Below are 16,796 nucleotides of genomic sequence, written 5' to 3'. Positions count from 1 at the left end.
GTGCGGTCGCGGCTCTTGTCACGACCACTCGGGCCACGATAGGAACGACAGCAGGGAAGCTCCTCGAGGAGCTTCCGGAAAGAAGAGACCACGATCCTTCCGCCCCCGACTGGCGATTCGGGTCGATCACGATGACTCCCCCCCCCCCCGCGGTGTTCTAGCACCGAGAGATGATCCCGCCTCACGACCCGCGCTCTCCGGCGGTGAGCCGGCGTGGATCTGCCCCGCCGAGACGAAAGGCAATCGATGAACCCCAATGCCCGTAACCCCCGCACCTCCGCGCCAGAGGAAGAGAACGCCCAGGACCTATCCAACCCGGCCGCAGACATCTCGGACGGGTTAGTCGATGCGCAAACAGCTGAGAAGTTCCAGCAAGCCGTTGAGCAGCGTCTGAGCGAGCCGCCCCTTGCGGAAGCCGGCGCCGAGGAGCAGGCCACTGATGCTGACGGCGATAATCCGGTAACCATGGACAGTCCCGAGTGAGGCCCCGCGCCTCTGCCCTCACGTCCTTGTGCCGGTGGGCGAGTCTGCCCAACCTTTACAGCCACTACGGGTCTCGCGGCATCGTGGTCTCCACGTTCTTGCAGTCCTGGTCCCAGGGCGTGGACGTGTGGGGCGAATCCGGGATGCGCAAGCTGTTCTCCACCGCCAACGTCGTCACCTACGGCGGCAACGTCAAGGAGGAGGGCTACTTGAAGATGCTCTCGGAGCTGATCGGCAAGTACACCTACACCTCCGTCTCCTCCTCGAGGCAGAAGGACTCCGGGTCCACCTCCCGCCAGGACGCCACCGACGACATCCTGTCGGTGGCTGACCTGTCCGCCCTGCCCAAGGGTCGGGCCGTGATGTTCGGCTCCGGGGCGAAGGCCGTGCTGCTGCGCACCATCCCGATTGACCACCGCCCCTACGCGCAAGCGTCCAGGGCCTCCGAAGAGGCCCACAACCGCCCCACAGTGGACACCGTCGATCACGAGCCCACAGCGCCGGCCGCCGAGCCAGTGGTGCCTGAGCCTGCCGGGAACCGGTGGGCGGCGCTGGTGAAGGAGTAGGTCATGGACTGGGAAGAAAAATCGTCCAGTGAGGGCAACGAGGACGTGGAAGAGCAGCCTCCTGCGGAGCTGGTCTACGCGAACGTGGCGGAGTTCGTCACCGAGATGTTGGCGCCGATGTACCGGCGTCAGCTGGACCCAGCTGGTCGCTCGAACACGTTCACCTGGTGTGCCCAGTGGTGGCGGCATGATGAAGCGGTGAGCCGTCTGACGGGGCTGTGGAGGGCGTGGGAAAACCTGCGCCTGGATCCCGCTACCGGGCTGGCGGTGTGGTGGCAGAACTACGCCGACCCGACCATGCGGGTCCTCTTTGAGGAGAAGGGTCCTTTCCACGGCTGCACTCCCCGGGAGCACAGCCCCAAGGGAGTTCCACTGACTTTGGAGCCACCTCCAGAGGGCCTGTTCGACTGAACCTCACAGCGAGAGGGGCGCAACCCGTCACGGGTTGCGCCCCTCTCGCTGTTGCCCTCATGGCATCAGCCGAGTTCCAAGCCTCTTTCTCGTCCTGCTGGGCGCCCGGTGTTCTTGCGGGCCTTGGGGCCACGCTTGGTGGAGCGCACGGCCTCAATGGGAGGCGTGCCCTGGTCCCGGTCGGCGGCCAGACGTGCCCGTACCCCATCGCGGCCCTCCTCGGTGCCACCAAAGGCCGCCATGAGCTTTTTGGCCAGGTTCGCCCGCCGGTCTCCGGAGTCCCAGAGCTCCTCGGCTTCGGCAGCCGAGTGGCGGGTGTCGGCGTCGTTTTGCAGATCCCCCCGGCTGGCCTCTGCGGCGTTGAGGGCGGCCTCGGCGTGGTCACGTTGGGCGTCCACGGCTTCGCGGGCCGCGGTTCCCTGCTCGACGGTCTCAGTGCGCTGTTGCTGCGGGATGCGATCTTCCAGGTAGTCCTCCACGGCCAGCCCGTAGCGGTCCTTTACCTGAGACTCGATCCGTCCTCGCGCGGTGCGGGCGACCTCGTCGTGCTGTTCCCACTGCCGGGCCAGCCCGTAGTGGGCAGCGATGTCTTCCGGCTTGGCGTACTCCCAGAAACGGTCCTGGTCCACGGGGGCGAGCTCGGTGCGCATCACTGCTCGTTCGGCTTCGAACCGGTCTTCCAGCTCCCGTCGCCGTTGCTGCTGCTCCATCAGGCGTTGGCGCACTTGCTCGGCGCGCTGACGGGCCATCATCTCGCCCCAGCGCCCGGCCACGGCCATCACCGCCTGGAGGTCACGGCCGATCAGATCGTTCACGCCATCGGGTTGTGTGCTCATCTCTACAGCTCCATTCCGTAGTCCGTGCGGGGGGTGTGATCTACGTAAGGGTGCTCAACCGTGGGCCCCTTGGTCTCGCGCAGCGCACCACGGGCACGGGCGGGTCCGGCGTGGGAGGCACTGCGCTTAGGAGAAGAAGGCTCGACTTCCGGTAGTGGCTCCGCCACCACCGAGAGGTGCTGCCGGAAGGTGTCCACGATCAACTGGGTCTCGCGCAGTTCTTTGTTGGCCTGATGCATGTCCTGGAACGCCCGAGTCATCCGCAGCATCTGGTTCATGATCAATGCCTGGGCCATCGGGGAGGGCGCTTTCGTGACCGCCAGCAGGAACGCCGTGGTGCCACTGGTACGCAGTGGGGCTTCCAACGGGGTGGTGATCTTCAGCCCCGACCGGTGCGCCGAGCGTGCCAGCGTCCTGGCGGTGCGCCCCAGGGGTCCTTGCCCGTCCTCGGTGGCGTGCGACCACGCCGCGAACACCCCGGAGGCTTCACGAGCCGCATGCGCCCACGCCTGGTGGTCGTCCGGTGCGAGCTTGACCAGGCGCCGGCGAACCTCTTTCAGTTCATCCGCCAACCGTCGGGCGGTCACCTCGTCCAGGGCCGCACCGGGGGCGTCGGGGTGGACGATGCGGCGGTGCCGCTTGGCAGCCATCCACTCCTCGGATGCCTCTTGGGCGGACTCGGGGGTGTCGGGCCAGCGGGTCCGCAACGAGGGAAGGGTGAGGTCCTGGGCGAGCTTGCCGCCACCGAACCACAGCGGCCGCATCCCCTTCGGCGGACGCTCCGCCACGGAGTACCCGGTCACCACCGAATCAGTGCCAGCGGCGAAGCGGGGGTGCACGAGCAGGTTCGCCCGGCGCATCTGCCGCACGAACTGGGCCTCGGTGTCGGCTGCCACCGCGCACGCCCGCACGGTGCGCTCCAACGCGAATCGGGCCGGCTCCCTAGTGCTGTCCCGCCGCACCTCGCCCTGCTGCAACCACCGTTCGGAGTGGTTTCCGAGCTGGATGAGATTGAAGTCCTTCTCGATCCCACGCGCAGCCTTCTGCGCCCGGGAGAAGTCGTTGCCCCAGTTCCACTTGGTGCCGTCCCCACGGATGGTGGAGGCGACGATGTGGATGTGGTCGTTGCCCTTGGTGGAGCGCCCGTGGTGCACCGCAACCCACTGGCACGAAGCCTTGGCCCCCGCGTCGGTGAAGTCCATCTCGTCCATGAACCGCTGGGCGATGTCCGACCATTCCTGATCGGTGACCTCCCGGTCCTGGTACGGAATCGACAACGAGCAGTGCCAGATGTGCTTGGCGTCAGCGTCCACCCCGAAGGACCGCCGGTTCAGGTCGATCTCGCGGGCGATGGACACCGCGGCTTCCTCGTTGAGCTGCACGTCGTCGTGCCAGGCCATGATGAGCGGGGAGCCGTTGATCAGGTGCGGGTCGGTGTGCTCGTTAGCCCTTCCCGGACCCACGAGATACTTCATCAGCCCGACCGGCTTGTCGCCCTTGGTGATGTTCGGGATCACGGGATCAACTCTTCGATCTTGGCCAGCACGTCCGCTCCAAAGCGGCGAGCTTCCTGCAAGGTCTCGACCGTTTCGGGCAGCACCTCTCCGGTGCTGTTGGCGTGCCGAGCAATCTGGTTCACGTTGTTGGCGATCGTGGCCATTAAGTGCCGCATCTGGATCAGCTCGGCCAGCTGATTCCGCCGCAACTGCACCGCTACCGGATCGGCTGACCCGAACACCGCCTCGACCATCAGCGCCGAGGGCGAGAGCCCGGTCTGCTGCTCCAGCACCATCAACTGAGCACGCTCCGACTCGGACATCGACACCCGGACGTACTGGGTCTTGCCCTCGATCCGCTTCCGCCTCGACTTCCACACGTGGCGCGGATTCTCGCCCTCCACCACAGCACCTCCTCTCCTTGCCGGCCCAGCGCAGCGCCCCCACTTTGTGGGCCCCACACGACCAGTGTGCCACCGCAAAGGCCGCGAGGCCAGCAGCGCTGCCCTTTTATGGCACATAAAAGATAGCTTTGCTCCGCTGGGGCACCACGGGTACGAAGCGCGAGCGGAGCGTCCGTGGACAGTGGAACGCACGATGTGCGTCCGTTAACGTGGGGGCATGGCGAAGCTCACTGACCCCCAGCAGGCAGAAGAAGCAGCACAGCGGCTGCTCAACGACCGGATGGACTATGTCCGCCGGGCGATTACCGCACGAGGCGCTCTCGACGAGGCCCGCGAGGCCCTCAAAGAGGCCGAGAAGAACGATGCCCAGGCGTTCCAGGCCGCCGTCAACAACGGCGGATGGACCGCCGAGGAGCTACGCAAAATCGGGCTCGCTGCACCCGAAAAGGTACAGCGCGTGCAGCGGCGTAAGGCGGCTAAAAATGGTGCCAGTCCTTCGTCGGACAGTGCTCCCGAGGAGCTGGCGGAGTCGGCTGACACTGCCTCCTGACGGAGTGAATCGTGGCTGAGGCACTGGCCCCGTGCCCACATGGGCACGGCAAAAGCTCCCATCGCTCCGCGGCTTTTCCCGCACCCATGATGGACAGCGAGGACCCCATCCGACCACCCGACCACAGCCGGCAGGTCACCTCACGCCCGACCGTGGCACTTCCGTAGCCGCCAGCTGTGGACGGCTTCCCGAGCACGTGGTCACCACGCAACGACGGTGCCCGCTCCCCCAGTGGGGAGCGGGCACCGTTCATCTGAATAGACCTAGCAGAGCGAGTATTTACAGCTCCAAGCCGCCCTGCTGGGGACGCTGCTCGTCGTGCCGCCGCGCCACCTCGAGCGGACGCCCGGGGCCGTTTCCACCATGCCCGCCACTGCTGCGACCCGCGGTGGGAGCGTCGGGGAAGTTAATGCGCATCCGCTTCTTCAACGCCTCCAGCTCCGGATCCAAAGTCGGTTGCGGCGTCTCTTCTCCGCGCATGGCGCGCCCAATCCGTTCGACCTCCCAGCGGGCGGCTTCCAGTGCGTCCTGGTGCTTGAACGGGACACCCAAAGCTTCCCGGGCGTCGACGGCTTCCTGCCGGGCGGACTCCAGGCCCGCTTCACGCTTGGTGACTTCTTCCGGCAATGCCCGCACCTGGTTCTCCAGCCGTTGGATCATTCCGACACTTGGGTTCAGCGACGTCGCGCGGGTGACTTCAACGGCTACACCGGGGGCATCGTCGATGCGCAGCTCCACCGGTGAGGCGCTCAAGTCGGCCAGGTTCCCCGGCCGCTGCACGACCCGGATGTCGTGGCCACCGATCGCACCGACGACACCGAGGTCCGTCTCCCCGGCCCTCGGCGGGCGCGAGGTGGCGTGCGCCCCGGCCCACCGCTGCCAGGCTTCCGCCGCCTCGGTGCGCTTGTCGTAGGTGGCCCCGTTGATGGTCATCCGGAACTTCGCACCGCCGAGCTCATCAGTGGTCCGCTCGGCCGCTGCTCGGATCGCGGGGATCTCCTGCTCCAGCGCATCCGCGCGCGCCTGGGCGGCGTCCTTGCGGAATACCAGCGAGGACTGGTTGCGGTGCCAGGCCCGGTTCAACCGCTCCAACCGGGCCAGCTCCTGATCGGCCTTCGACTTCTCCAAGATCAACGGATTGCCACTGGAGATCGCCTTCACCTCGGCGAAGGACAGCGTGTTGTCCCCGACGTCCTCGATCTCACGCACGTCCAACCGGCCGCGCATGATCTGGTCGATGAACTTCGACTTCCGCTCCAGCGTCTGCCACATGAAGGTGTCGAACGACCCCTTCGTCACCACCTGGGAGATGGCGACCTCCAGGTTCTGGTTGCCTTGGCGGATGATCCGCCCGTGGCGTTGGGCGATGTCAGCCGGGCGCCACGGGGCGTCCAGGTCCACCAAGTGCACCGCCCGCGCCTGGATGTTGGTCCCCACCCCCATCCTCTGCGTGGAGCCGATCAGCACGGCGATGTCACCAGCGCGGGCGGCGGAGAACAGCCGGCCCTTCTCAGCGTCGTTCTTCGCCTCGTGCATGAACCGGATCTTCTCCGCCGGGATACCCCGCTGGACCAGCTGGTCCTTGAGCTCGTCGTAGACGTTCCACTTCTCCGTCGACGGGGTGCTCTGATCGCAAAACACGATCTGCAGCCCACCCCGGGTGGGGTGTTCCTCGCCGCTGGCCGGATCCAGGAACACGTCGTCCCGGTGCTCCTCGTGCACCTGGGCGATCAGGTCCGCAGTCACACTGACCTTGGTCTCCGAGACGATCGACCCCAGCTCCGGATCGACCAGGCGCATGTCCAAGGCGGCCTTGCGCCCATCGGAGCTGACCTTGAGCATGTTGTCCTCGGTCCGGTCCACTAGACGCGCCTGGATCGCCTCGGCCCGCCGGCCGATCTCTTCGATGTACGCCTCGAGCTCCGCAGAGGCCTCTACCGGGACCATGCGTGGCAGACGTTTCCCGTCCTCCCGCTCCACCAGATCTGGAGTAGGGAGTTTGAGGTCCTCGGCGGTCTTCACGTCGGCGAAGGTGTGGAACATCTTCAGCAGCTCCGGGACGTTCTGGAACTTCGCGAAACGCTCCTTGAGCTTGAAATGGTCTCCGCCGGCCACCGAGAGCTCCATCTCGGTCACCACCTGACCGAAGGTCGCCGCCCAGGTGTCGAAGTCGTGGATCCCGGCCCGCTCCAGCAGCTCCGGGCCGAGGTAGCGCTGCATCACGTACATCTCGGTCACCGAATTGGCGATCGGGGTGGCCGTGGCCCCGGTCATCACGCGGTCCCCGTGCTGGGATCGTAGGTACTCGACCTTCATGTGCAGGTCGGTGGCCCGGCCTGATCCTGGATCGATAGCCGCGTCTTGGATGTTCGAGGGTGTCGAGAGATTCTTGAAATCGTGTAGCTCGTCGACCACCAGGTAGTCGATGCCGGTCTGCTCGAAGGTGATGCCGGGGTCGGTCGACCGGTCCATCTTCTTCTTGAGCTTTTCCTCCGTAGCTTGGAGGCGCGCTTCCATGCGCTTGATCGACATGGTGTCCGCCCCGCTGGCTGTGGCCCGTTCGTTGGCCGCCTCTAGTTCGGCGCGCTGGCGCCCCACTTCGGAGAGGTTGTAAGCGTTCTTCGACTCCTCGGAGAGCTCGATGCGCTCAAACGCTGTACGGGTCATGATGATTCCGTCCCAGTCGCTGGCCGCCGCACGGGCGACAAAGGTGCGCCGCTTCTCGCCCTTCAAATCGGCCGAGGAAGCGGCCAGGATCTGCGCCTGGGGGTAGAGCTGCAACCACTCCCGGGTGAACTGCTCGAGCATGTGATTGGGCACTACCACCACTGGTTTGCGCGCCATGCCCAACCGGCGCAGCTCCATCGCCCCCATGACCATCTCAGCGGTCTTGCCCGCCCCCACCTCGTGGAAGAGCCCCACCGAGGGCTCCGAGAGCATCCGGGCGACGGCCGCGCGCTGATGCGGGCGCGGGGTGAAGTTCTTCACCAGCCCCGGGAAGCTCAGCCGCTCTCCCTCGGCGGTGTAGTCGCGCAGCACGATGGAGTTGAACCGCCGGTTGTACTCATCCACCAGCCCCGCCGCCCGAGCAGGGTCCTCCCACACCCACTCGCTGAAACGCTCCTGCATCAGCGCCGCCTTCTCCTGTGCAGCGGTGGTCTCGGTGGCGTTGACCACCCGGCGGTTGCCCTCGGGGTCGGTGGGGTCTGGGTCGGTGACCTGGATGCGGCGCTGCTCGGTCAGGTTCTTGAAGATGTCCCCGGCGGCCATCCGTTCGGTGCCCCAGTCGTTGCGGGCGGCGAAGACATGGCGGCTGGCTTTCACGTCCCAGGTGGCCCCGCTGATCCGGTCCACCCGCGCCGCCGGGTCTTTGATGATGTGGCGCAGGAACTGCTCGTGGATTTCCGGGGCCACCCACACGGCCCCGATGCGGGCCTCGATCTCATCGGCTCCCAGTGGGGCCGGCAGTACGGCCTCCAGGGCCGCGACGTTGGTCTGGAACCGCGCCTCGGCAGCCGAAGCGGCTCGGGCCGTGTCGAGCTTCTCCCGCACGTCCCCGGACAGGTACTCCGCCCGGGTCTCATAGACCCCCGGTTCCCCGGGCATCTCGTAGACCAGCTCCCCGAGGGACTCCCGCGCCGACGCCTCGTCGGTGCCCAGCAGCCCGGCGATGTTGGCCAGCTCCACCGCACCGAGCGTGTCGAGGGTGACGGCCAGGGCCTCATCGGGGGTGTCCACCCCGAGCACGGGCCGGCGCGGTTGTACCTGACGCTGAGACAGCAGACCGGCCGGGGCCGCGGTGCGGGTGCCCTCGTCGAAGTGCTCCAGGGCCAGCACCAGCGGTCCGAACGGGTCGTCGCCCAGCAGGGCCACCGCCGGCGGGGTGACGCGGGCCAGGATGTCCGCCCCCGCCTCGTCGTATTTACCGGTGCGGCGTTCGGTGAACCGGTTGATCGGCCCGTAGCGGTCGTAGTAGTCCAGGTAACTGTCCCGCAGCTGCTCGCGCATCGCGTCGAGCTCCGGGGTGTCCTCGACGTTGGCGGCCTCCAGGCTCAGCACGGCCCGTGCGGCATCGCGCAATCCCAGGAGGGCACGCAGTTCGGAGTGGCGGGTGCGGGCCACTTTCAATGGTGCGTGCATCCCGTCCACGGTGACCTGGGTGAATCCCTCGGCCCCGCGGTCGGTGATGTGCCCGATCTGCTCCTGCTCACCGGCCGGGATCAGAGCCGCCGCCTCGAGCTCCTGCTTCCCCGTGCGTTCGGCCATCCCGCGCCCAGCCGCCACCGCCTGCCCGGTGATCTCCGCCAACTGCTCGTGCAGCCGGTCCCCGGTGACAGTCAGGTCCTCAGCGCGCACGGTGAGCGTGGCGGAGCCGTACATCCCGTTGCCGATGGTGGGCTGCCCGAGTACCCGCTGAGGGTTCTCGAGGAAGTAGGCGTTCATCCGCCCCCGTTGCCCATCCAGCTCCACCGGGGCGGTGTCCACCCAGGACTGATCCAGCGGCTCCTCCCCGGCCAGGCGGCGGCGGAAGATCAGCACATCGGTCAGCGCGTCCGTGCCAGCAGCCCGGCGGTGGGCCCCTGTCGGCAGGCGCACCGCGCCCAGCAGATCGGCGGTCGCCGCCATCTCCCGGCGGGCCGCAGGGTTCTGCGCATCCAGGGTGAACGCGCTGGAAAGCACCCCGACCACCCCACCAGGCCGGGTGAGGGCCAGGGACTTGAGGATGAAGTGGTTGTGCATCGAATGCCCGCCCGCGTTGTGCCGGGCATCGTGCAGAGAGTTCCGGGAGAACGGGACGTTGCCCACCGCCGCGTCGAAGACCCCGCTGGGCATCCGGGTGTCGGCGAAGGACTCGGTGCGGATGGTGGCTTCTGGGTAGATGGCCTGGGAGATCGCCGCGGTCACCGGGTCCAGCTCCACCCCGGTCATCTGCGTCCCCTCAGGCGCCAGGCCGATGAAGGTGCCGACACCAGAGCCCGGCTCCAGCACCGCCCCGCCCTGGAACCCCAGCCCGCTCAGGGCGCCCCAGACCTCGGTGGCGATCGCCGGGTCGGTGTAGTGGGCATTGATCACCGTCCGCCGTGCGGCCGTGTACTCGGCCTCATCCAGCAGCTCGCGCAGTTCGGCCCGCTCGACCTCGTACTCGGTGCGGGACTCGTCGAAGACTTCCGCGACCCCACTGGCACCCCAGGACCCCCACCGGGCCAAGGTGACCCGCTCAGTCTCGGTGACTGCCCGCTCCTCGGCCTGCAAAGCACGTAGTACGCGCAGGGCTGCGAGGTTGGCCCTGAACCTCGCCTGCGCACCAGAGGGGGCCAAGTCGTCCTGGGTGCGCGGGACGAAGCGCCCAGCCGCAAGCTCAGGGCCGCCCAGGGTCAGTCCTGCTCGGCCTCCTGCCGGGCCACCTCGTCCCAGTACGCCCGGTCCTCCCGATTGATCTGCTCCACGACCCGCAGCATCTGCGTCACTCCGGACTCCTCCTCGTCCTCCTCCGGCTCCTGCTGCACCGACGGGTCCGGGGTCAGCATCTCCGCGCGCACGATCTCCTCGGCCTGCATCTTCGACGCGTTCAACCGCCCCACCTTCTCCAGGTAGGCCTCCCCCGCCGGATCCGGGCCAGCCAGCTCCATCATCAGCTCGCCCACCCGCTGCGCCGCCTCCTCCCCCAGCGCCTCGAACCACTGAACCGGATCCGGGATCAGGGCGTACTCCGCCGGCGCGGTCGTCTTCCACGCTTCCTGCGCGAACTTGCCGTACGTGTTCATCACGAACCTCCTCGGGTTCCGGGAAGAGAAAGGCATCAATGCTCAGCTGCCCCTCGACTTGTGTCCTCTTGCGGGCTCGGGCCATGGGGGATCTCCTGAGTGCTATCGGGAATCTCCCCCTCACGCTACCCAGCCATTCCATGGCCGGCTTGTAGAACACGCACCAGCAAACCCCTATTATGTTGATATGTCAACATTAAGACGTTGTGTGCTCCGCTCCTTCACACCAGCAATGGCAGCTAGGGGCGTTTCCAACGATCGAGACGGCCGAAAGCGGGATGCCGTACGGCAGCAGAGGATCACTGGTAGGACGAACGGGCTCATGGCCGTCCGGGGCGAGAGACCATCAGGGCGTGCACCCGCGAGGTCTCCCACAGCCATTGAGGGGCTTGGGCGTCGACGTAGCCGGCGATGAAGGTGAGATCGGCGAAGTGCTGGGCCACGTTGGTGTGGAAGATCGGTTCGTGATGAGCCACCCTGTTTCGCAGGTCGTGCACCCGGGCCACCACCGTCTCCAGCTCCTGCCGGCTCCGTTCATGGCGAGGCACCCCTTGGAAGCCGGCCTGGACGCGGGGCCACACGGTGGACTGATGGTGACTGGTGAGCAGGTAGCGCCAGAAGCCGAAGGTCAGTTCGGCCACGACCCGGCCAGATGTGACCTGGCGGCCACCGCGGCCGGCACGTCCTTTCGCGGTGGCGATCTCTCGCTGAGATCGTGTGTTGAACCGGTAGTACGGGTCGTCGTACCAGGCGCCGTGGGTGGAGTGTGGTGCCAGTTGGGCGTGGACGACGTTGCGCAACAGCACCTCGACATGTCCGATGAGTTCGAAGAACGCCCCCGTCAGTTCCGCGTTCCACATGTAGAGCGCCACCGTGTCCTCGGGAGCGGCGGCGTACTTGGACAGCCGATCGGTACTGACCCACCCCTCGAGCTGAGCCTGACTGGGAACGAAGGGCACTTGATGCCTCACTTCACGGTGGATAGACTGGATGGCGAAGACCCCAGAACGATCCCTGCTCTGAAAGATCGAGCACATCGCTGGGGTTTCAGCTTTTAATCCAGGCTATCGAGGTGCCGGCACATCTCTGGGATCAGGATGGCCCTACCAGCGCCTTCCTCGGTTCCCGCGGTGACGTGGAGCAGACGTGCACGATGTCCACGCTGGAACCGCAGTTGCATCACCAGGTCCGTGCATCGGAGCGGGTTCACGGTGCTCGGCTGAGCGTCAGCTGCTGGCGGTGGTGGTCGTAGTGCTGGGTGCCGTAGTGGTAGATCTCGGCCAGGCTCATCCAGTCTCGGAAGTAGGGATCCCAGTGCACCGGCATGTGCATCCCGCGGGCCAGCGCATCCTCCGACTCGGTTTTGAGCCGGGCCTGGAGAATGTCGAGGGTGCGGTCGAACCACCGGATCAGCCGCGGGCCGTGGATCACCCGGGCCGCACCCCGGTCGCTCTGGTAGTTGATGACGTGGAAAGCTCCGGTGCCGGCCTCCAGTGCTCGGGCGAAGCTGCGGCTGACCTGATCGGGCAGCCGGCCCATCAGACGCACCAGGGGCAGCAGGCGGCGCACGATGAGGTAGCCGAAGAACATGTGGAACAGCAGCTGCCCGTTGGTCCACCGGGTGCCCGACGAGGGCCGGCGCAGATCCGCAGGGGTCGCTTCGGTGACCAGGGCGTGGAAGTCCGCGCGAACCCGCTCCAGCTCCGCATGGATGGCCTCGGAGGTGAGGGGCGCGCTGTTCATCGACTCCTCCTGGAAGTGATGTCGTTGCCGGAAGCGTCCTGGGCATTGCCCGGCTTGTGAGCGATAAAGCGCAGAACCCGACCACCGAAGGACAGCCGGAGGGCGAGTGGGCCCAGGCCAGCATGGTCGAGGACTGGCCCGAAGGCTTCCGGTTCGATGAGCCGGTGCGGTGACCGGTCGGCACGGTGCACCAGAGATGCCATCGGTGAGGCCAGCAGGTCGTATCCCACGAACGCCCCGCCCGATCGCAGCACCCGGGCCGCCTCGGCCACCGCGCGTTCCCACTCGATGACGTGGTGGAGCATCAGGAAGCTCAGAACCGTGTCGAACGACTCGTCCTCGAAGGGCAACCGAGTGGCATCGGCCTGACGCGCCTGAGCCAGGGGGAACCCGGCCAGACGGTCCCGCGCGGCCTCGACCATCACCGGATCGGCATCGGTCGTGGTGAGCCGCACCCGGGGGTTGGCTCGGGCGATGGCCTCGGCCATCGCACCGCTGCCTCCACCGATCTCCAGCACATTCCCAGTGACGGGGAACCCCTGGGTCGCCCACGGAACCATCCGCCGAGCGACAAGACCCCATGGCGCGCTGCGACAGAAGGAGGCTTCCAGGGCGGACATCTTTGGCATGGTCTCCACCTTTCGGCGCACGCATCGTGTCCGCCGAGCCTAGTTCCACGATCGACGGCAGTGAACCGTCCAGGCAGGAGGTGGGGCAATCTGGCCGTTCACTCCTCCCGGGGCGGGGCGCGAGGGAGCCGGGGTCCCGTCGTGGGGCTGAGCTCAGCCGGTGGGTGAGCCCTGGTCCTCGGCGCGGCCGGACCCGCCTTTGCCCTCACCGGCACCGTGGCCGCACCCCGGCTCCCGCAGGTTTTCCCCTGGGCCGGGGCGGTCGTCACCGTGGTGGGTTTCCTCGGTGTGCTGGCCGCCCAGGCCGGCATGGGCGCCTCCTGGCGGGGGGGTGTAGATGCCACCGAGCGGACCGAGCTGGTCGCCACCGGGGCTTTCGCCGTGGTCCGCAACCCGATTTTCGCCGCGATGCTCACCACCCTGGCCGGCCTGACCCTCCTGGTGCCCACTGCGGTCACGGCAGCGGCGTGGCTGTGCCTGCTGGTGGCCGTGGAGCTGCAGGTCCGTCTCGTCGAAGAGCCCTACCTGCTGAGCACCCACCGACAGGCCTACGCCTCCTACGCCGCTCATGTCGGCCGGTTTATGCCCGGTCTCGGCCGACTCCGCCGCATATCCCTGGGCGAGCAGATCTCCTGAACCCAAGACACCCCCACTGGCTGACAGTTCCCCCACCCCAGGAGGCCAGCACCGTCCGGAGTTCCATGCCCCTGTGATCGGCTGTCGAGGCGCCCAGCCCCTCCTGCGCGCACGTCTGGGGGCATGACCAAGCCCTCGAGGCCAGGCCCCCATTCCCCGCGCCGGAAAGTTCGTATAGCTTAACTTTCTATGAGGACCGGGACCGGGCGCACCGGCTCAACAGGTGTTGCCGCCACTTCCCCAGGAGAGCGGTGGGTGCGCCGCCAACCGCTGCCCTGGTTGTTGGGTCCAGCCTTCGTGGCCGCGGTCGCCTACGTGGACCCGGGCAACGTCGCGGCGAACCTCACCGCCGGCGCCCAGTACGGGTACCTGTTGGTGTGGGTGCTGGTGGCCGCCAACATCATGGCCGTGCTCATCCAGTACCTCTCGGCCAAGGTCGGGCTGGTCACCGGATCGAGCCTGCCCGAGCTGCTGGGCGACCGCCTGCCCCGAGGCCGGCGGCTGGCCTACTGGGTCCAGGCCGAGCTGGTGGCCGCGGCCACGGACCTGGCCGAGGTGATCGGCGGGGCGATCGCCCTGCACATCCTTTTCGGGATTCCCCTGCTGGCCGGGGGCGTGATCGTCGGGGTGATCTCGATGCTGCTGCTGCTCCTCCAGACCCACCGAGGTCCCCGGTTCTTCGAGTTCGTCGTGACCGGCCTACTGGCGATCGTCACCGCCGGTTTCGTCACCGGCTTGTTCTTCGGTCCCGTGTCCTGGGATGAAGCCGTCGCCGGGATCGTCCCACGATTCGACGGCACCCCGACGGTCCTGCTAGCCGCCAGCATGCTCGGAGCCACCGTGATGCCCCATGCCATCTACGCTCACTCCGCTCTGGCCCGTGATCGCCATGGGCACTCGGTGCCTACCGAGGCCCTGCCGCGGCTGTTGACTGCCACCCGGTGGGACGTGCTGCTGTCCCTGCTCGTGGCCGGGTCGGTGAACATCGCGATGCTGCTCCTGGCCGCGGGCAACCTCGCCGGAGTGCCGGGCACCGACAGCATCGAAGGAGCCCATGCGGCGATCACCGCCGCCCTGGGCCCGGCCGTCGGGGTCGCCTTCGGCATCGGGTTACTGGCCTCCGGGCTGGCCTCGACCTCGGTGGGCTCCTACGCCGGATCAGCGATCATGGGCGGGTTGCTGCACGTGCGCATCCCGGTGTTCACCCGCCGGCTGATCACCCTGATCCCGGCCCTGGTCATCATCGCCGTCGGGGTGGACCCGACCTGGGCGCTGGTGCTGTCCCAGGTGCTTCTGAGCCTGGGTATCCCCTTCGCCCTGATCCCGTTGGTGCGACTGAGCAGCAACCGGGATCTGATGGGCGCCTTCGTGAACAAGGTGGCCTTGACTGTCGCCGCCTGGGTGGTCGTGGCCCTGATCGTGTCGTTGAATCTGGCGCTGATCATCCTGACCGCCACCGGGGCCGATTGAGTGGGCCCGGCAGCTCCGGCGCGGCACTCGGTAGCGTGGATCCCATGGACTTAAGTGAGATCACCCCGGTCGCCCAGGACTATCTCAAGGCGATCTGGTCGGCCACCGAATGGGGCGACCCGCCGATCACCACCACAGCCCTGGCGGCGCGGATGGGGACCTCCGCCCCCAACGTCACCGACACGGTCAAGCGACTGGCCGCCCAGGGGCTCGTCGAGTACCAGCCCTACAAGCCCGTCACCCTCACCCCGCAGGGGCGCGCGTACGCGGTCGCGATGGTGCGCCGGCACCGACTGCTGGAGACCTTCCTCGTCACCACCCTGGGGTATCCGTGGGAGGAGGTCCACGACGAGGCCGAACGTCTCGAGCACGCCGTCTCCGACGCGATGATCGAGCGCATCGACGCCCAGCTGGGAGAGCCTACGGCCGATCCGCACGGGGACCCGATCCCCACCGCGCAGGGACGCACCCGCCGCCCACGCAACACCACCCGGCTCACCAGGGCGAGGCCGGGACGATACGAGATCGTTCGTCTCTCTGATGCCGACCCGCAACGCCTGACCCGGTTCCGCGCCTGCGGCCTCGTGCCGGGCGGGCCTTTTCGTGTCATCGCCCAGGGAGCCAGCGGAACCACCGGTGTACCGGGGAACCAGCACACCGCGATCGATCTGGCACCGGTGGAAGCCGAGGCCATCTGGGTGACACCCATCCCCATCCTCAATACTCTCCGGAGCCACTGAGAGCTGGTCACCGGACGAGCCCCTCACAGGACGCCGGTCTCAGCCGGCGGAGAGGATCTCGACGATGCGCTCCGGATGACGGGTCGAGGTCAACCAATAAGGGGTGGGATCCACGGGATCGGTGATCTGGATGCGGACCACCGGTCCCACGGAGACGCGGAAGTTCATGTAGGCGCGGGCGTCAAGCTCGGGGCCCCGCACCCGTTGCACGGCGCTGCCGCGAAACGCTTCGGCCTCGCCCACAAACCGGCGCTCGATACGGGCCCGCCCCACCTGCAACGACTCCCCGGTGATCACGATCCCGGTGCTCGAAACAATCAACGCCACCGCAGTGCCGCCGGCGACCACGGCCCCGACAGCGGCCCCGACCCACATGTTGATCGGGGCCAGGGCGATGAGACCCACCAGACCCGCGAAGAGCACGAGCAACCACATCCACCACGCGGCCGACAGCCTCTCCTCGTACAGAACCGCTTGAGGCTCGGCCTTCGCGGGAAGGTTCTCGACCCTGGATCCGTCCGGGGAAGATCCCTGGTCGCTGCTGGGTTCATCGGGTGGGAAGGCGCCGGAGGACGCATGATGGGACATGCTGCAACCCTCTCATGACAGCGATCCCGGGGACCGGCTGTTCCATCACCCCCGGGGAGCAGAACCAGTGCGATCTGCGGTTCCTGCACCGGCCGGGCAGTCCGGCCGTGACCTCCGTGGCGCAGTCGATAGTCACCCACCGGCAGTCCGAGGTCGGCGAGGTGGAAGACCTGCTGTAGTAACTCGCCCCGCACGGTCCTGCACTCGGGAGGGCCGGCGTGTAATGGCCTTGGCTGGTGGCGCTACTACGAGGCATCCTCTGGCGGGGTGTCCCATGGCCGCTGAGATCCCCGGAGGCCATGGGGAAGAGGATCCGGGAGGTTGCCGGTTCCCGCTTGGCGGGCACTGCTGGCAAGGCCCGGTACTGGCGATTCTTGCCTGTGATCACGGGTGGCCCGGCCGGGGTACCCCGCCAGGGGAGAATGGACGCAACCCGTCGCGTCATCCAGAGGCAGGTGAAGGAGATCAGCTCATGAGTA

At 67.4% G+C, this 16,796-nt stretch carries 17 protein-coding genes; 8 read left to right on the top strand and 9 right to left on the bottom strand.

Annotated features, from left to right (window positions below; genetic code table 11):
• Window positions 1–246 precede the first annotated feature (246 nt).
• Genes ABL57_RS21480 through ABL57_RS18240 form a run of 3 tightly spaced genes read left to right on the top strand, consistent with a single transcriptional unit; the run spans window position 247 to window position 1,460 of the window.
• Window positions 247–483: a hypothetical protein gene (locus ABL57_RS21480; protein ID WP_062737338.1), complete on the top strand. Its 237-nt coding sequence runs from the start codon at window positions 247–249 to the stop codon at window positions 481–483.
• Window positions 480–1,049 (top strand): TraG/TraD/VirD4 family protein, encoded by a 570-nt coding sequence (locus tag ABL57_RS18245; protein ID WP_256363824.1) that lies wholly within the window; start codon window positions 480–482, stop codon window positions 1,047–1,049. Before ABL57_RS21480 ends, ABL57_RS18245 begins: the two co-directional genes overlap by 4 nt.
• A 3-nt stretch (window positions 1,050–1,052) precedes the next feature.
• The gene (locus tag ABL57_RS18240; protein ID WP_047804889.1) at window positions 1,053–1,460 is read left to right on the top strand and encodes a DUF4913 domain-containing protein; all 408 of its coding nucleotides are present in this window, start codon (window positions 1,053–1,055) and stop codon (window positions 1,458–1,460) included.
• A gap of 65 nt (window positions 1,461–1,525) precedes the next feature.
• On the opposite strand, the gene ABL57_RS18235 is transcribed toward ABL57_RS18240, so the two are convergent.
• From ABL57_RS18235 to mobC, 3 genes are read right to left on the bottom strand one after another with little or no spacing between them, the layout of a single operon-like run.
• Complete coding sequence (locus ABL57_RS18235) at window positions 1,526–2,296, bottom strand: hypothetical protein (protein ID WP_047804888.1); 771 nt, start codon at window positions 2,294–2,296, stop codon at window positions 1,526–1,528.
• A gap of 2 nt (window positions 2,297–2,298) precedes the next feature.
• A complete protein-coding gene (locus ABL57_RS18230) occupies window positions 2,299–3,813 on the bottom strand; it encodes a relaxase/mobilization nuclease domain-containing protein (RefSeq protein ID WP_053005140.1) in 1,515 nt (504 codons plus the stop codon).
• On the bottom strand, window positions 3,810–4,199 hold the full coding sequence (mobC, locus tag ABL57_RS18225) for a plasmid mobilization relaxosome protein MobC (RefSeq protein ID WP_047804887.1): 390 nt from the start codon (window positions 4,197–4,199) through the stop codon (window positions 3,810–3,812). The genes ABL57_RS18230 and mobC overlap by 4 nt, the downstream gene beginning before the upstream one ends.
• Window positions 4,200–4,413: 214 nt before the next feature.
• Between mobC and ABL57_RS18220 the strand changes: the two genes are divergently transcribed.
• Complete coding sequence (locus ABL57_RS18220; protein ID WP_053005138.1) at window positions 4,414–4,746, top strand: hypothetical protein; 333 nt, start codon at window positions 4,414–4,416, stop codon at window positions 4,744–4,746.
• 279 nt (window positions 4,747–5,025) lie between these two features.
• On the opposite strand, the gene ABL57_RS18215 is transcribed toward ABL57_RS18220, so the two are convergent.
• From ABL57_RS18215 to ABL57_RS18195, 5 genes are all read right to left on the bottom strand, one after another.
• Window positions 5,026–10,065 (bottom strand): helicase-related protein, encoded by a 5,040-nt coding sequence (locus ABL57_RS18215; RefSeq protein WP_238986121.1) that lies wholly within the window; start codon window positions 10,063–10,065, stop codon window positions 5,026–5,028.
• A gap of 56 nt (window positions 10,066–10,121) precedes the next feature.
• On the bottom strand, window positions 10,122–10,511 hold the full coding sequence (locus tag ABL57_RS23205; protein ID WP_047804886.1) for a hypothetical protein: 390 nt from the start codon (window positions 10,509–10,511) through the stop codon (window positions 10,122–10,124).
• A 320-nt stretch (window positions 10,512–10,831) separates the two neighbouring features.
• Window positions 10,832–11,470: an Abi family protein gene (locus ABL57_RS18205; protein ID WP_047804915.1), complete on the bottom strand. Its 639-nt coding sequence runs from the start codon at window positions 11,468–11,470 to the stop codon at window positions 10,832–10,834.
• A 247-nt stretch (window positions 11,471–11,717) separates the two neighbouring features.
• Window positions 11,718–12,254 (bottom strand): DinB family protein, encoded by a 537-nt coding sequence (locus ABL57_RS18200; RefSeq protein WP_047804885.1) that lies wholly within the window; start codon window positions 12,252–12,254, stop codon window positions 11,718–11,720.
• On the bottom strand, window positions 12,251–12,874 hold the full coding sequence (locus tag ABL57_RS18195; protein WP_238986125.1) for a class I SAM-dependent methyltransferase: 624 nt from the start codon (window positions 12,872–12,874) through the stop codon (window positions 12,251–12,253). The genes ABL57_RS18200 and ABL57_RS18195 overlap by 4 nt, the downstream gene beginning before the upstream one ends.
• Before the next feature lie 225 nt (window positions 12,875–13,099).
• On the opposite strand from ABL57_RS18195, the gene ABL57_RS18190 reads away from it, so the two are divergent.
• The 3 genes from ABL57_RS18190 (at window position 13,100) to ABL57_RS18180 (ending at window position 15,729) form a co-directional block, all read left to right on the top strand.
• Window positions 13,100–13,519, top strand: coding sequence for an isoprenylcysteine carboxylmethyltransferase family protein (locus ABL57_RS18190; RefSeq protein ID WP_238986120.1), 420 nt, complete (start codon window positions 13,100–13,102; stop codon window positions 13,517–13,519).
• A gap of 189 nt (window positions 13,520–13,708) precedes the next feature.
• The gene (locus ABL57_RS18185) at window positions 13,709–14,989 is read left to right on the top strand and encodes an Nramp family divalent metal transporter (protein WP_203225684.1); all 1,281 of its coding nucleotides are present in this window, start codon (window positions 13,709–13,711) and stop codon (window positions 14,987–14,989) included.
• A gap of 44 nt (window positions 14,990–15,033) precedes the next feature.
• The gene (locus tag ABL57_RS18180) at window positions 15,034–15,729 is read left to right on the top strand and encodes a metal-dependent transcriptional regulator (protein WP_047804882.1); all 696 of its coding nucleotides are present in this window, start codon (window positions 15,034–15,036) and stop codon (window positions 15,727–15,729) included.
• Between the two features lie 39 nt (window positions 15,730–15,768).
• Here ABL57_RS18180 and ABL57_RS18175 read toward each other — a convergent pair whose 3' ends face one another.
• On the bottom strand, window positions 15,769–16,317 hold the full coding sequence (locus ABL57_RS18175; RefSeq protein WP_238986119.1) for a DUF3093 domain-containing protein: 549 nt from the start codon (window positions 16,315–16,317) through the stop codon (window positions 15,769–15,771).
• A gap of 14 nt (window positions 16,318–16,331) precedes the next feature.
• Here ABL57_RS18175 and ABL57_RS22495 point away from each other — a divergent pair, with 14 nt between their 5' ends.
• Window positions 16,332–16,496 carry a hypothetical protein gene (locus ABL57_RS22495; protein ID WP_158041147.1) on the top strand — a complete coding sequence of 55 codons (165 nt, stop codon included), beginning with the start codon at window positions 16,332–16,334 and terminating at the stop codon, window positions 16,494–16,496.
• The last annotated feature ends 300 nt before the right edge of the window (window positions 16,497–16,796 follow it).

This window comes from Kocuria sp. SM24M-10, assembly GCF_001027955.1.
GTDB lineage: Bacteria > Actinomycetota > Actinomycetes > Actinomycetales > Micrococcaceae > Kocuria > Kocuria oceani.
Note: the sequence above shows the minus strand (reverse complement) of the source record. Positions and strands in the feature narration are given on the sequence as shown.

What these genes read in the sequence shown, in the direction of transcription:
- ABL57_RS21480 (WP_062737338.1), top strand. Translation starts at nt 247, where the DNA reads ATGAACCCCAATGCCCGTAACCCCCGCACCTCCGCGCCAGAGGAAGAG.
- ABL57_RS18240 (WP_047804889.1), top strand. Translation starts at nt 1,053, where the DNA reads ATGGACTGGGAAGAAAAATCGTCCAGTGAGGGCAACGAGGACGTGGAA.
- ABL57_RS18235 (WP_047804888.1), bottom strand. Translation starts at nt 2,296, where the DNA reads ATGAGCACACAACCCGATGGCGTGAACGATCTGATCGGCCGTGACCTC.
- ABL57_RS18220 (WP_053005138.1), top strand. Translation starts at nt 4,414, where the DNA reads ATGGCGAAGCTCACTGACCCCCAGCAGGCAGAAGAAGCAGCACAGCGG.
- ABL57_RS23205 (WP_047804886.1), bottom strand. Translation starts at nt 10,511, where the DNA reads ATGAACACGTACGGCAAGTTCGCGCAGGAAGCGTGGAAGACGACCGCG.
- ABL57_RS18200 (WP_047804885.1), bottom strand. Translation starts at nt 12,254, where the DNA reads ATGAACAGCGCGCCCCTCACCTCCGAGGCCATCCATGCGGAGCTGGAG.
- ABL57_RS18195 (WP_238986125.1), bottom strand. Translation starts at nt 12,874, where the DNA reads ATGTCCGCCCTGGAAGCCTCCTTCTGTCGCAGCGCGCCATGGGGTCTT.
- ABL57_RS18185 (WP_203225684.1), top strand. Translation starts at nt 13,709, where the DNA reads ATGAGGACCGGGACCGGGCGCACCGGCTCAACAGGTGTTGCCGCCACT.
- ABL57_RS18180 (WP_047804882.1), top strand. Translation starts at nt 15,034, where the DNA reads ATGGACTTAAGTGAGATCACCCCGGTCGCCCAGGACTATCTCAAGGCG.
- ABL57_RS18175 (WP_238986119.1), bottom strand. Translation starts at nt 16,317, where the DNA reads ATGTCCCATCATGCGTCCTCCGGCGCCTTCCCACCCGATGAACCCAGC.
- ABL57_RS22495 (WP_158041147.1), top strand. Translation starts at nt 16,332, where the DNA reads ATGACAGCGATCCCGGGGACCGGCTGTTCCATCACCCCCGGGGAGCAG.